General features: G+C 64.1%; 14 protein-coding genes. 6 read left to right on the forward strand and 8 right to left on the reverse strand.

Annotated features, from left to right (window positions below):
• The first annotated feature begins 32 nt into the window (after positions 1 to 32).
• The gene (locus FY549_RS16470; protein WP_157560284.1) at positions 33 to 191 is read left to right on the forward strand and encodes a hypothetical protein; all 159 of its coding nucleotides are present in this window, start codon (positions 33 to 35) and stop codon (positions 189 to 191) included.
• Positions 192 to 284: 93 nt separating this feature from the next.
• Here the strand turns inward: FY549_RS16470 and FY549_RS05740 are convergent, their stop codons facing one another.
• Positions 285 to 692 (reverse strand): low molecular weight phosphatase family protein, encoded by a 408-nt coding sequence (locus FY549_RS05740; RefSeq protein ID WP_067122899.1) that lies wholly within the window; start codon positions 690 to 692, stop codon positions 285 to 287.
• A 95-nt stretch (positions 693 to 787) separates the two neighbouring features.
• On the opposite strand from FY549_RS05740, the gene trxB reads away from it, so the two are divergent.
• Genes trxB through FY549_RS05765 form a run of 5 tightly spaced genes read left to right on the forward strand, consistent with a single transcriptional unit; the run spans position 788 to position 4,607 of the window.
• A complete protein-coding gene (gene trxB, locus FY549_RS05745) occupies positions 788 to 1,762 on the forward strand; it encodes a thioredoxin-disulfide reductase (protein ID WP_149084209.1) in 975 nt (324 codons plus the stop codon).
• On the forward strand, positions 1,759 to 2,085 hold the full coding sequence (gene trxA, locus FY549_RS05750; RefSeq protein WP_067122905.1) for a thioredoxin: 327 nt from the start codon (positions 1,759 to 1,761) through the stop codon (positions 2,083 to 2,085). Before trxB ends, trxA begins: the two co-directional genes overlap by 4 nt.
• Positions 2,082 to 3,173 (forward strand): ACR3 family arsenite efflux transporter, encoded by a 1,092-nt coding sequence (arsB, locus tag FY549_RS05755; RefSeq protein WP_149084210.1) that lies wholly within the window; start codon positions 2,082 to 2,084, stop codon positions 3,171 to 3,173. Before trxA ends, arsB begins: the two co-directional genes overlap by 4 nt.
• 2 nt (positions 3,174 to 3,175) lie before the next feature.
• Positions 3,176 to 4,171: a metalloregulator ArsR/SmtB family transcription factor gene (locus FY549_RS05760; RefSeq protein WP_067122911.1), complete on the forward strand. Its 996-nt coding sequence runs from the start codon at positions 3,176 to 3,178 to the stop codon at positions 4,169 to 4,171.
• Positions 4,172 to 4,199: 28 nt separating this feature from the next.
• The gene (locus tag FY549_RS05765) at positions 4,200 to 4,607 is read left to right on the forward strand and encodes an arsenate reductase ArsC (RefSeq protein WP_017201945.1); all 408 of its coding nucleotides are present in this window, start codon (positions 4,200 to 4,202) and stop codon (positions 4,605 to 4,607) included.
• 192 nt (positions 4,608 to 4,799) lie between these two features.
• Here the strand turns inward: FY549_RS05765 and FY549_RS05770 are convergent, their stop codons facing one another.
• The 7 genes from FY549_RS05770 to FY549_RS05800 form a co-directional block, all read right to left on the reverse strand.
• Positions 4,800 to 7,127: a zinc-ribbon domain-containing protein gene (locus tag FY549_RS05770; RefSeq protein WP_158698502.1), complete on the reverse strand. Its 2,328-nt coding sequence runs from the start codon at positions 7,125 to 7,127 to the stop codon at positions 4,800 to 4,802.
• Positions 7,124 to 8,167, reverse strand: a complete 1,044-nt coding sequence (locus tag FY549_RS05775) for a TniB family NTP-binding protein (RefSeq protein WP_067121516.1) — start codon at positions 8,165 to 8,167, stop codon at positions 7,124 to 7,126. Before FY549_RS05775 ends, FY549_RS05770 begins: the two co-directional genes overlap by 4 nt.
• Positions 8,164 to 10,200, reverse strand: a complete 2,037-nt coding sequence (locus FY549_RS05780) for a Mu transposase C-terminal domain-containing protein (protein ID WP_096713911.1) — start codon at positions 10,198 to 10,200, stop codon at positions 8,164 to 8,166. Before FY549_RS05780 ends, FY549_RS05775 begins: the two co-directional genes overlap by 4 nt.
• Entirely contained in the window at positions 10,193 to 11,017 is an 825-nt protein-coding gene (locus FY549_RS05785) for a TnsA-like heteromeric transposase endonuclease subunit (RefSeq protein WP_061016260.1), read from the reverse strand. Before FY549_RS05785 ends, FY549_RS05780 begins: the two co-directional genes overlap by 8 nt.
• Before the next feature lie 575 nt (positions 11,018 to 11,592).
• Positions 11,593 to 11,799 (reverse strand): hypothetical protein, encoded by a 207-nt coding sequence (locus tag FY549_RS05790; protein WP_017201940.1) that lies wholly within the window; start codon positions 11,797 to 11,799, stop codon positions 11,593 to 11,595.
• A gap of 350 nt (positions 11,800 to 12,149) precedes the next feature.
• Positions 12,150 to 12,959, reverse strand: coding sequence for an RNA polymerase sigma factor (locus tag FY549_RS05795; protein ID WP_149084212.1), 810 nt, complete (start codon positions 12,957 to 12,959; stop codon positions 12,150 to 12,152).
• Positions 12,960 to 12,991: 32 nt separating this feature from the next.
• Positions 12,992 to 13,537, reverse strand: coding sequence for a hypothetical protein (locus FY549_RS05800; RefSeq protein ID WP_149084213.1), 546 nt, complete (start codon positions 13,535 to 13,537; stop codon positions 12,992 to 12,994).
• Positions 13,538 to 13,888 lie beyond the last annotated feature (351 nt).

Raw genomic sequence — 13,888 nt, forward strand, 5'->3', positions numbered from 1 at the left:
CGCGGGGCGCAATCAACCCAAGGAGTACTCACATGGCCAACCAGCTGATCGAGAAGAACGTCACGATCGAAGACCCCCGCGACGGCACCCCGCTCGCCGTCACCATCCAACTCGAGCTCGACCTGTCCGACTGCGCCTGCGCACCCCGCACGCCGTCGCTGGGCAACCCGGTCGGATACGGCTCCAAGTAGTCGACCCAACACCGGAAGAGGGAGCCCGTCCGTGATGGACGGGCTCCCTACGTGCATACTCGTTACAAGACGGGGTGCTGACCCCGCCGGCGGTCATTCCAGCAGTCGGGCTGCCAAGGCGTGCACGTTCTGGTCGACAGCGTCACGGAGTTCTCGCACGGCGTCGCTGTCCACGGACCAGTCCGCAGGATCAGGGAACTCCCACTGCACGACCTCACCGGAGACTGGCCCGGGTAGTTCCAAGCCCGGCTTCATCAGTACCACCACATCGGCGCTCGCGAGGTCGTCCGGGGTGACGGCGCGCGGCACTGCCGCTGAGGTGTCGATGCCGAGCTCGTCGAGAGACGCGGCGACCGCGGGGTTGATCGCGGCAGCGGGGTGTACGCCGGCGCTGTCTGCGATCAGTCGATCGCCAGCATGCCGGGCCAGCAGGTGCGCGCCCAGCTGTGAGCGTCCGGCGTTGTGTGTGCAGATGAACAGCACGGTCTGAGGGTCTGTCACGTCATCCTTCTCTCCTCCGGCGGGCCGCTCGCCCGCCGGACCGTTGGCGTGACACCAGGCTTGCACGTTGTATCGATAAGTGTCAATATAGACGCATGTCGATTCAAGAGGTTGAGCTGATCATCATTGGATCCGGGCCCGCCGGCTATACGGCTGCGGTGTATGCGGCGCGGGCGGGCCTTGCCCCGGTCGTGCTGGCCGGTTCCGTCACCGCGGGCGGTGCGCTCATGACGACCACCGAGGTGGAGAACTTCCCCGGTTTCGTCGATGGTGTCCAGGGTCCGGAGTTGATGGAGTCGATGCGCGCGCAGGCCGAGCGCTTCGGCGCCCGCATCCTTCTCGACGACGCTGTCTCGGTCGACCTGGCAGGGCCGGTGAAGACGGTGCGCACCGGATCGGGCGACACCTACCTGGCGCGTGCGGTGATCCTCACCATGGGGTCGGCCTACCGCAAGATCGGACTGGCCGATGAAGAGCGTCTCACCGGTCACGGGGTCTCCTGGTGTGCGACCTGCGACGGCTTCTTCTTCCGCGACCAGGAGATCGTCGTGGTCGGCGGTGGCGATTCGGCGATGGAGGAAGCGCTGTTCCTCACCCGGTTCGCGTCGAAGGTCACCGTGGTGCACCGTCGCGACACGTTCCGCGCCTCACAGATCATGGCGCAGCGGGTGCTCGAGCACCCGAAGATCGACGTCGCCTGGAACAGCGAAGTAGCCGGCATCCTCGGGACGGACAAGGTCGAGGCGGTCACGCTGCGCGACACGGTCTCCGGAGCGGAACGCGAACTCTCCGTGACAGGGGTCTTCGTCGCCATCGGGCACGACCCGCGCTCCGAGCTCGTCGCAGGCTCCGTCGACACGGACGCTGACGGGTATGTGCGGGTCGCCCACCCGTCCACCCGCACCACCCTCGACGGCGTCTTCGCCGCCGGCGACCTGGTCGACCACACCTACCGGCAGGCCATCACCGCAGCCGGCACGGGTTGCGCGGCCGCCCAGGACGCCCAGCACTACCTCGCGGCCCTCACGGACACCGCGCCCGCATTCGACGCCCAGGAGGTCCTCGCATGAGTGTCCCGATCGTGGTCACCGACGCCACATTCCAGAACGACGTCACCGACTCCGAGATCCCCGTCGTGGTGGACATCTGGGCCACCTGGTGCGGTCCGTGCAAGCAGATCGCCCCACTTCTGGACCAGCTCGCCGTCGAGTACGACGGCCGGGTCAAGATCGTCAAGCTCGACGCCGACCAGAACCCGGCCACGGTGACCGCCATCGGCGTCACCTCGATCCCCACGCTGGTCTTCTACAACCAGGGTGCGCGCGTTGACATGCTCATCGGCGCCCACGCCAAGCCCGCAATCGCAGAGAAGATGGAGGCGCTCCTCGCATGAGCTCCGCAACCGCACCCACCCCCACAACGACCACCCGCCGCCTGTCGACCCTCGACCGCTGGTTGCCGCTGTGGATCGGACTGGCCATGGTCGCCGGAATCCTCGTCGGCCGCTTCATCCCTGGCGTCTCCGAGCTCCTCGCCCACATCGAAGTCGGCGGCATCTCCGTGCCGATCGCGCTCGGCCTGCTGGTGATGATGTACCCCGTCCTCGCGAAGGTCCGCTACGACAAAGTCGCCGCCGTCACCGGCGACAAGAAGCTCCTCATCTCCTCGCTCGCACTGAACTGGGTCGTCGGACCGGCACTGATGTTCGCCCTCGCCTGGGCGTTCCTTCCCGATCTCCCCGAGTACCGCACCGGCCTCATCATCGTGGGCCTGGCCCGGTGCATCGCGATGGTCGTCATCTGGAACGATCTCGCCTGCGGTGACCGAGAAGCCGCCGCCGTCCTCGTCGCCATCAACTCCGTGTTCCAGGTCATCGCCTTCTCCCTCCTCGGGTGGTTCTACCTCACTGTGCTCCCCGGATGGCTTGGACTGGACTCGCAGGGACTGGAGATCTCGATCTGGCAGATCGCACTCAACGTGCTCGTCTTCCTCGGAATCCCCCTGATCGCCGGTTTCGCGTCCCGCCTGATCGGGGAGCGTGCGAAGGGCCGCGACTGGTACGAGGACACGTTCCTTCCGAAGATCGGACCGTGGGCGCTGTACGGCCTGCTGTTCACGATCGTGCTGCTGTTCGCCCTGCAGGGTGAGCAGGTCACCAACCGGCCGTGGGATGTGGCCCGCATCGCCCTGCCGCTGTTGGCGTACTTCGCCGTGATGTGGTTCATCGGACTGTTCACCGGGAAGGCGCTCGGGCTCGGATACGCCCGATCCTCCGCTCTGGCGTTCACGGCCGCGGGCAACAACTTTGAACTCGCCATCGCCGTCGCCATCGGCACCTTCGGGGCCGCCTCCGGTCAGGCCCTCGCCGGCGTCGTCGGCCCACTGATCGAGGTCCCCGTGCTCGTCGGACTCGTCTACGTCTCCCTGTGGGCGGCCCGGCGCTGGTTCCACACCAACCCGTACACCGCTGAAAGGATGTAGCCATGAACGTCACGCTGACGACCACCGGCGACACCTGCAGTCCCGTCGCCACCCACGCGATCGGCGTCGACGCCGCCACTTCGGTTGCGGCGACGCTGAAAGCGCTGTCCGACCCGCTCAGACTGCGCATGCTGTCCGCCATCGCCTCCGACCCCCGCGGAGAGTCGTGTGTGTGCGACCTGGCCGAACTCGCCGACGTCTCCCAGCCCACCGTCTCGCACCATCTGAAAGTCCTCAAAGACGTGGATGTCCTCGTCTCCGAGCGGCGCGGCACCTGGGTCTGGTACCGCATCAACCCGAACCGCCGCGGCGCGGTCACCGCACTCCTGGACTCGTTCGCGCCCGCGACCGTGAGTGAGCCGTGGAGCGTTGAGCGCACGGACGCAAACACACGACCCGACTTCGACGCGCGCGTGACTCATCTTGCTGACGAGCTCGCCGACGAGATCCCGGAGATCGACGCCGACGTGGTGCTCACCATCGTCCGCGAGTCGTACACGTCCCTTGCCCGCACTGCTCGCGTCACCTCTGCATTGATCCCCTTGACCGAGAGGTTCGCCCGGCAGCGCCTCGCTGACCTCACCAGGGACCGCGACGCCTCCGTCCCGCAGGTGCTGTTCGTGTGCGTTGCGAACGCCGGACGCTCCCAGCTCGCCGCAGCACTCGTGAATCAGATCAGCGGCGGTAAGGTCGTTGCACGTTCCGCAGGGTCGAATCCCGCGGACGTCATCCACCCCCACGTCCGATCGCTGCTCACGGACATCGAAGGTGACATTGCCGCTGACCGGTATCCCAAGCCGCTCACCGACGACGCGGTGCGTGCGGCAGATGTGGTTGTCACGATGGGCTGCGGGGACGTCTGCCCGATCATCCCCGGCGTTCGGTACGACGACTGGGCGGTGGGTGACCCCGCTCTCGCGTCTCGCGAAGGCGTCGAAGCGATCCGTGACGATATCGCCGCACGCGTCCATGTTCTCGTGGACGACCTTCTCCTCTAACCCCTCTACCGCCCATTCAGGAGCAAACATGACTGACACCACCGTTAAGCCTTCCGTCCTCTTCGTTTGCGTTCACAACGCCGGACGGTCGCAAATGGCGGCCGGGTTCCTTCGCGAGATCGCTGGCGACCGTATCGAAGTTCGCTCGGCCGGGTCCATGCCTGCGGATCAGATCAACCCCACCGCCGTCGACGCGATGCAGGAACTTGGTATCGACATCACCGCCGAGCAGCCCAAGGTCCTCACCACCGAGGCGGTGCAGGCCTCTGACGTCGTGATCACCATGGGGTGTGGCGACGCGTGCCCGTTCTTCCCCGGAAAGCGCTACGAAGACTGGAAGCTCGACGACCCCGCTGGTCAGGGCATCGACGCCGTGCGGCCCATCCGCGACGATATCCGTGGCCGCATCGAACAGCTGGTGAGCGAGCTCCTCTGAGAAGTCCACGGGCTCGACAATCCGCGACGCTGACGTGAGTGGCGAGTCGGCAGTGCGATCTTGGTCAGGCCTTCATCGCTTCTCGACTCGCTCGCGTTTGGGCGAGCAGCGAACACGTGAGCCTCTGACCTTCGTGCTCGAAGGGTTCAGGGTCGCCAACCGCAAGCTCGATGGCGTTGGCACCTAGAGTCGCTATTTCCGGCAGTCGGGGCAGCGGGCGTGAGGCCTGCGGGTTCTGGTCTGAACTCTCGATGGCCACGTATACCCGCAGGCACAGTGCCAGGTGACTTTTCTCCCCGATCCGACAGTGACCTCGGTGGGTGAGAGGGCGTTAGAGGCATCCCACTGCGCTGCGAGATCGGGTCGCAGGGTTGCAAGGTCAGTCTCCCCTGGGATGGGTAGCTTTCCTGCGCAGTACGGGCAGCCGCAGCCGGACGTCCGGTTTTTGACTGTCGCGGGCCACGAGTGATTGCGGTGGCAGATCCACGACACTTTCACGTGGGAGGAGACCGTGACCTGATTTGGGGAGCAGTCGTTGCTGGGATCCCACTGTGCGGCGATGTCGGGCCGCAGTGTCGCGAGGTCAGTGGCTCCCGGGATAGCGACCCGGCCGGAGCATGAGGGGCACCCCGAGCCCGCGTGTCGGTTGGCGACGGTCGCTGGCCACGTGTGATTCTCAGCGCAGCGCCACTGGGCTTCATAGGAGCTACTGACGGTCACTTCGGAGGGTGTTCGGTCGTTCGCCCCCGCTTTGTGGTCCCATTCCGAAGCCAGATGAGGGTCGAGAGTTCCTAAGTCGTTGAATCCCGCGAGGACGACGCGATTCGCGCAGACGGGGCATCCCGTCTTGTCCTTCGTGCGACCCCAGACGGGAAGCTCCCACGTGTGACTCAGCGCGCAACGCCATACTGCGGGGTAATCCGAACCCGCGGTGACCTCGCTCGGAGTCTTGGAGTTCGCGCGGTCCCATTGTTCGGCGAGTTGAGGGTGGGTGGTGGCGAGGTCGTTGAAACCGGCGAGGGTGCGTTGATTGGAGCAGTACGGGCACCCGTGTCCTGAGCAACGGTCGCCGACAGCCGCGTCCCAGCTGTGGTCGCAGGGGCCGTGCCACCAGACGACGCGGTCGGATCCGGGGGTGACTGTCTCCGGGGTGATGGAGCTGTCGTTGAGTTCGTGATCCCACTCTGCTGCGAGGCCGGGGTGAAGGGTGGCTAAATCTGTTTCACCCGGTATCGCCCGGCTACCGCTGCAATAGGGGCATCTGCTTTCTTGCGTGGTGCGGGAGCGCACCTGGGCGGGCCAGGTGTGCTCGTGAGCAGTACACCTCCAGTTGATTTTCCGGGCGGAGGTGGCGCTCACGTGATGGGGGTCCCCACGGTTGGCTCCTGGGGTGGTGTCCCATTCCGCGGCGATGTCTGGCCGCAGGGTGCCGAGGTCGGTGTGTCCCGGCCAGAAGTCCATGCCGATGCAATATTCGCAGTTGGTCTCGGCAGAGCCTCGCACGTGGGGGCTTGCTTCCCAGGAGTGCCCCTCCTCGCACAACCACCAGGCTTTGTGGGAGACGTCGACTCCGGACCAGGGGTCGCGGGTGGGCGGGTTGCGATCCCAGTCCCATTCGGAGATGGCTTTCGGGTGGCGGAGGATCCACAGCGGGTAGTTGGCGGTGGTGTCGAGGATGCGGGGGACGTCGACGGTGTCGAGGGCGGCTTCCAGGGGGCGGAATTTCGTGGGGATGGTGTGGCGGCGGAGGGGGCGGAGCCAGAGAATCACGCGTTCGACGAGGATGTCGCTGTTGGTGAGGCCCAACGTTGCGGTGATGTCGAGTCGTAGATCTGCCGCCGACTGAGTGCGCCATCGTGCGGAGTGTGCACGATTGGACAGGATCTGCAGGACGCGCACCGTCGCGCGGTACAGATGTGCGCGGCGATCGATCTCGCGTACCGCGCTCATCAAGGACGGATTCTGCCCGGTCTCTGCGTTCTGGGCGGAGAGCGTGTCGTTGTCGCGCACCATGGCCCACACTTGACCGTGCAGTTGCGTGGTGACCCGACCAGTGGCGACGAGTCGACGGAAAGAGAGTTCCGCGTTCCGAAGCGTGGGATCGAAGGGAACGATCACCTGGGTATCGGGTTCGGTTCCGGGACCGACCCACACCATCTGCCCCGGGTGTCGGAGACAGAAGTTCTCCCGATCGTGGGGAATCTGCTCGACCGTCTCCCCGGCACTGCATAGGCGGCACAGGAAGCGCTGCGGGTAGGCCCGTGTGGAGTCCGGTTGCGCTAGACCTTTCATGCGGAGGTAATGACCGGCTGGGCGCCCCGCCGTCGCCTCGACCGTCCGAGCGGCCGCTTCGTCGTCAATCCAGACGCGGTGGATGTTCGGTTGCGCTCGGCTGGTCAGTGCCCTTTCGGCGAAGTCGAACGGTACTCCTGCGGCGCGGCATTGCCGCTGCGCGTAGGAGCGTGGCGTCTCAAGATGATGCCACTTGGGTCGTTTCGCCCACGCCTGCGTGCTGATCATGCGGCGTCCACCAGGTCGTCCAGGGTGACGTTGTGTGTGTTGAGCGTGGTGCGCCGGAGAGTATCGAGAACCCCGAAGAGTCGCTCGCGGGTTACGGTCTCCGAGGTGCGCGATTCGTCGCGCAAGATGGACGCGACGAGGCGGTCCACGATCATCGCGAGAACGGCGAGTTTCCCGTCGGCGGCGTGGACTAGCGTGCCGGCGTTGCGGGTGAGAAGGCCGTGGGCGTGCCCGCATAGCGGTAGGAAGCTGTCGAAGGTGGCGACCCATTTGATCCATTGTTCGAAGTCCTCTTGGACGGCGGGGTCGATCTTGTCGAGTGTGACGAAGTCGCAGCGTGCGCTGACTTGCAGGCCGTCGCCCGTCTTGAATGCTTGGTCGAGATTGATTCCAACCAGGACGACGGTCGCACAGGACTCGTTCTGGAGGGCTTTAATGACACTGGAGGGTTCAGTCCCGCCGAGCTTGTGCGCTTCGTCGATCACGAGCAGCTTCGTGCCGTGACGGTGGAGGGCTTCGACGGCAAGCTTCCGCAGCCTGTCGGTGGCGATCTGTTTGGGGAGAACGATGGTGGGGGCGAGAAACTCCACGATCTGGGCAAGGAGAGCTTTCCCGGTCGAGTGTTCGGTCATCTCCACCCAGACGACCGGTGCGTCTCCGTCTCTGAGGTAGTCGGGGTGTTGGGCTGCGTGTCTTCGTTCTACGGATCGAGCCAACAGGAGAGCGAGCTCTGTCTTGCCGGAGAACATCGGCGCGGATATCATCAGCCCGCGCCGCGAGTTCTTCAGCCGAGGGTTGATCCGGATGAGGTCCTCCAGAATGCGAGCGCAGACCGTTTGCTCGCGTGTCTTCACCCTCAGCGTCAGTCGGAGAAAGTCTTCGCGAGCTTGGTCGTATAGCTCTCGTGCTTCACTGTCCAGATCTGTGTACTGACGGAAGGTGATCTTCGGCGGGGATGCGGGCTCGGCGTCGAATGCTTCTCGAAGCCCTGCAAGGCTGGTCTTGCGGTCATGGTGGAGGACGAGTGGGGTGATCTTCATGAATCAAGCTCCTCTGCTTGGGCGAGATGTATGTCGGGGGATGTCCAATCGATGGTGCTGATGTCGATGGGTTTGGCCCATTGCCGTAGTGGGATCGGTGTCGTTGTCGCGGGGCCTGGTTCACGTTGCGCTTCGACCTTGAGGCGCTGTTGCTCTCGCTTGTGCTGGGTGCGTTTCCGTTTGTCTCCTCGTTCGCGACTTTCGACGCGGTCGATCCACTCGCGGCGGCGGTCTGGATCGTCGACTGCGGCGTCGGGGTATCGCGCAAGGAGTTTCATGTCGATCTCGGCGACCATCGGTGCTGTCTTCTCCCGTAGAGCGATGTCCCAGCACTCGATCCACACACCGGTTTCTGGGTGACGCACCCAGACGGCATTGGCGTTGTAAGGGTCGAAGCTCACTGGGAATTTCCTGGCTTTCGCGGATCCCGGTTCAGCGCCCGTGAGGGAGCGATTGCGGAGATCTTCCAGGTGGGGTGAGTCATAGCGGCGATTGTGGAGTTCGATCCCTGCGCGACCGATCATGCGCCGTTCCGTGGGCAAGAGCGCGAGGTACTCCTCAACTCCGAAGGGCACGGGGACGCCGGGTCCTACAGCGAACAGTTCGGTGTACATCTGATTCGGGGTGAAGATGCGCCCCGGGGAGCTCGTCGACTTCAAGCCACGGTGGGGCCTGTTCAGGTAGATGTTCGTTATCCAGCTGTCGAGGATGAGGCGAAGCGAATCCAGGGTGAGGGTGGGGTCGTCTTTGGCGGCCCGATGGGCGACGGAGTTCCCCACGAAACCGGCCAGCCATGCGGCGAAGTCTGTCGAGAGGGTGCCGAAGTTGCGTTCAACGTGTGGTTTTACCGTCGGCGTTCTGGAGGGGGCAAGTTCCCTGTGGATTCCGTACGCACTGCAGGCATCTCTGAACGTGCGGGACCGAAAATCTGCTCCACCATCGATAGTGATCGATCGCGGGAAGATCCATGGGACGGCCAGAGAATCGTCGGTGAGGAAGGGGTTCACCTGCTTCATCAGGTCGGACGGCAACGTGGCTGACCCTGCGAGGGTGGCTGCTCCTGAACCAGGTACGGCTTTGCGACCGATGACAGCCCGGGCGAGCAGGAGCGCATGGTCGAATCCGCCGGGGCTGTCCGCGTGAATCGCCCAAGCGAGCGGTACCCGGCTTGCGACATCGAGAAGCACGGTGAGTGTCGGCCGGAACTCGCTGTTCTCATCCCAGACGAGAACGTCGAGTTTCGTTGAATCGATCTCGCATCGCTCCCCAAGTTGATAGGCAGCCCCGGAGTAGTACTGACGCTTGGGGCTGTTGTCGGTGTTTCGCCGGGTGGTCGCTTTGTCGAAGCTGTAACGGCCGGCAGCCCGCTCGTTGATGTAGCCCTGGAGGGTGCGAGCCTTGATCTCACATAAAGGATCGCCGGGGTAGGTGGTCTCGAGCGCTCGCCTCACCAAGACAGCGCACCGGCGTTTGCTGCTCGTCGACTTGTCCGTCTGACGATCGAGGAATCGATCGATGATCGTCACCAGCCGTGGATCTGCCCGGCTGATGGCGAGTCGCTGCTCGCCCTTGCGATGCATGCGGGCATTCAGTCCGGCTGCACCGCCTTGCTGGTACGTCTTCCACAGGAGGTGAAAGGTGCTGCGCGCTCGCCCAAGTGAAGTGCCTTTTAGCTCGAGCAGCTTCGCGTCAACACGTGCGTTCTGAGTTGTCAGTGCAGGGTCATATTGTGCCCGAGGAGCGGAGGCCAACGGATCCATCGGCTTGCCAGTGAACGCCTCAAGGAGATGGGCTTCCATATCGCATACGTCGGTCGGCCATGCATCCCCGTCCGGCCGAAGAGATACGATGCGATCCCGTTGGGCTGTTCCGGCCTGGAGCAGGAACTCGTCTACGGACATGATCAGGTGTCGATCGGGTGCGCTCTCAGATCGGAGCTTCACCTCTAGGCCAGGGATGATGTGGACCCAGACCCAGCTCTCGCCGTCAATGTCGAAAGTGTCTCCGAGCTTCAGCTTCTTCTCGTCAGACACCGATCGCGTCCGTTCTCTCCCGATGGGCGGTAGTCAGTAGCGTGTTGCTGTTGAAGACCGCCGACAGATCGAGCTCGAGCAGCCTGCGCCAGGCGAGGTTGTCAATCCAAGCGCAAGCAAGAGGTGGGCAATCTGGTGATGCCAGCTCGCATAACTCCCGGCGAGTCTTGCCGAGAGTTGCCGCCTCGAGGATCCGGTCCTTGACGGCAGCAGGCGGCCTGCAGCGGTCATGACGCGACGCCGACAACCATTCGACCACGCGGGTCGCATGAAGGCTGTGGCCGGAAAGCACCTGATATTGCCAGCCGAGCGTTGCCGACACTCGCGCCGTCTCATCGAACTGCAGTTGCGCATACTCGTCGATGAGTTCCTCTGGCCTCACGTCCCGAACGGCATAAGAGCCGTCCGACATCTGCAACAGGAAATCCGGCACATGCCAATGACCGGCCATCGGCGAGCGGACGCCGAACACCACGCCAAACGGCTGCGACCACACCCTTTCGGCCTGTCCGCCATAATCGAGCCACATCAACTCGTCGCGCTCGAACTGAGACTCACACCACACGTGGCTGCGGGTGCGACTCCAGAAGTACTCAGATCCTGTGAAGAAGTGGCTGGCGCCCTTCGATACTCGAACCTTCATGGGGTCGATGACAGACCAATCCAAACGGCCGAGACTTCGGTCGACCGGTGCGAACGAGGTGTTGTTCGCATAGCCAGTCTCCGAACGATGATCACGCGGCACCCAGTGCAGCTCCGACTCTTTCGAGAACCGTCGACGAGCGATCATCCGTGCGATCTCAGCTGGCTTCATCATCACTCCCGGAGGGAGGCGGAGTGCCGGTAGGCACATCTTCGTCGCCTGCGCCCAGGATCAGCCCGGTCGGCTTCGACGGGCTTCCGACACACCGGCGCGGACCGGATATCGTTCGATCTGATCTCGAGTGGCCCGACGTGAAGCGAGAACCGCATCGTTGGTCGCCCGATGTCACTCGGGACTCCACCGGCTTCCGTCGCAAGGTCTAGGCAACGCAAGGCCAGACTTGAACGAACGAGGGGAAAGCTCCCCCACTAGCCTTCGGGTGAACAGTACTCGCCGCCGGCTTCCGGTGAACATTGCCGGCTCCGGCGCTGCGGCAGACATTGAGATGCCGGTCGGCGTTGCCGTCCCGGGCGCTCACGCCTTGGCGTCCGCGGAGACCGTTGCGGACCCCGACCTCGTGAGACTGACCATCCCGCTCCCCCAGTGCAGGACCCGTCCCGCACGAGATGCTCGACGGGAACCTCGTCATCGACAAGGTGAACTACTGACCGCCACCGACGGGGTTCTGGAGGCCCTCGACTTACACAACGAGGGCCTGCACGTGTGCACGTGCAGGCCCTCAGGTTCGATTAGACGCGCTGGCTGATCGTGCCGCCCGGGTTGCGGTTGGCGGTCGATTCGGTGACGAACCGGCCCGACGACGCGGAGCGGTGCACCGTGGTCGAGTTGCTCGTGCCGGAACCGACACGTTCGGTGGTGGTCTTTCCGGGCCAGCGGGCCGCAGCGGCCTTGGAGACGAAACGACCGGTGGATGCAGAGCGACGAACGGTTCCCATGGGAACTCCTTCACTGATTGGTGCCGGGGTGCCATGAGATGGAGCGCCGCTAGTCTGCGGCTGCCAACTCCGGTACAGTCAGTGCTCTGGATGAGACCTGACCTTCTCAGGGCTTGTGAGCCGTCCCGTTACCGCGGGGCGGCTCTTTTCCGTTGTGATCCCGACATCTCGGTATATGTCCGCCGCTGGTCACTTCCCCTCGCGGCCTCTCAACTGCTTCGATTGAGTCTTGCCCGTCATCGATCGCGAGACGAGCGACTGCGCTTTGTTGGCGGAAACGGTTCGGCGTGCCGCCTTCGCGTTCTGGGTCCCGAAGGACGAGCGCTCGATCTTGCCTCGAAATTCACTGCTCATGCGGACTCCCGGTTCTGTCGTACTTGCTGACGTGCGCGCGCGATCGCCGACTCCACCGCTTTCGCGGTCATGCCAAGCTTCTCGCCGATCTCCGCGTGCGTGAAGCCATGCGTCACGTTCAGATAAAAGGCTGAGCGGACACGCTCGTCCTTGATGCTCCCGAATGCACGACGCAGCTCGTCCTTGATGTGCGCCGCCTCGCTCGCGTCGGGAGCAGCCGACGTCGACGGACCCTCCTCGAAGTCGTCGGCCCAGGCCGCTGCGGGCGGCGGAGCCTGCGGCTCCGCATATGAACGCAGCTCTTCTCGACGCCAACGCTTGTAGACGTTGCTGAACTGCAGAAGGCACTGGCCCACGAAGAACGTGCGCAGGGAAGCTCCCTTGGCGGGGTCCCACTTGCCCGGGACGAGCACCTTGTCTCGGAACGCGGTGAGGGCGAGCACGATCGTCTCATCCGCCAGGCTCTCGGCCTCTTCGATCATCGAGCCCGGGCGGGGCTCAGGCTCCAGTGCGCCGAAGCTTTTTCGCTTCACCTCGCCACGAATCTGCCCTTTGTAGATCCACCCGCGGATGACAGCCCACCCGTACTTCGCGATCTCATTCGCGAACAGATCGTAGTTCCGGCCACGGTATCCGCTGGCCTGGAGTGCGGTCGCGAGTTCGCGGTCTCCAGCGAGCCGGTCGAAACGTTCCTCGGCGCGATCGCGGTCTGCCTCGGCCAGCCAGGCCTGATCCGTTGCCCACGCGATGAGAGTAGGAACGCGATCGGGGGACGAATGCCCTTCGGGCTCGTCGTTACCGGTCATAGCGTTCCCTCACGATCCTGGTCAGCTCATAGTCACCACGATCCCTCATATGTCCGACATTGCAGACTTCCCCTCGCCTCTCGCAAGAAAATGTTGAGCAACCTCACGGTTCGGTGCCGCCCGCCGTACACGATCGTTTGCGGCGTGGTTTCGCATTCGGTTCTACTGGTGGTGCCGCAAGCGAGGCCTCGGACCCATCTCCGCTTTCCAAAATCTCCCGCTGAAGACGCGAGTGAGCACAGCAGGAGGGAGCGTGCAGCAGACGACCCGCCGAAAACGATCGTTTCCGGCGAGTTCGCGTCGCCCGTCATCGTGCGCCCGCCGTTAACGTTCGCCGGTATCTGCTTTCGGCAGACGTTTCCGGCGTTCAGGTAGCGGTCTCGCTCGTCGTCCGCCGATGCGAGTTGGCGAGGATGGTTTCGTTCCGCGCGGAGTTGTTGCTCGATCTTGGCGTGTGCTTTTCGTTCGTTGCGGTCGGCTCTGATGATGGACCGCAGGACGAACCAGAATGCTGCGACGACGGCGATCGTGGGGATGACGGACCAAAAGGCGTTGGTCCAGTAGTCATTGAGATTCATCCGCGCCTCCCGGGGGTTCACGCAGCACGAGCGCCAGTCCGACGATCGCGAGGATGAACGCTGTTTCGTAGCTTCCGAGCGTGTATGCCCAGAGTGACCGTTGGTCTGGAACGGTTGTGTCGATGAGGAGATGAGTTGCGATCAGTGCGACGGCGGCCAGGAGAAGGAAGGCCCCGATACGTACGAGGCGATCGTGACGCCGCTGTGGGGACATGTGGCTGGTGCGCGTGGGAACGTGTGCTCGTGGACGGTGCCGAGCTGGGTGCAGGTGGCGGGTCATCTGAATATGGCTCCGATGAGGTAGAAGCTCGCAAGGGCGAGAAGCAGGGCGAGGACTGTGGCGCACGCGAT

It is taken from the genome of Microbacterium sp. 1S1, assembly GCF_008271365.1.
Lineage (GTDB): Bacteria > Actinomycetota > Actinomycetes > Actinomycetales > Microbacteriaceae > Microbacterium.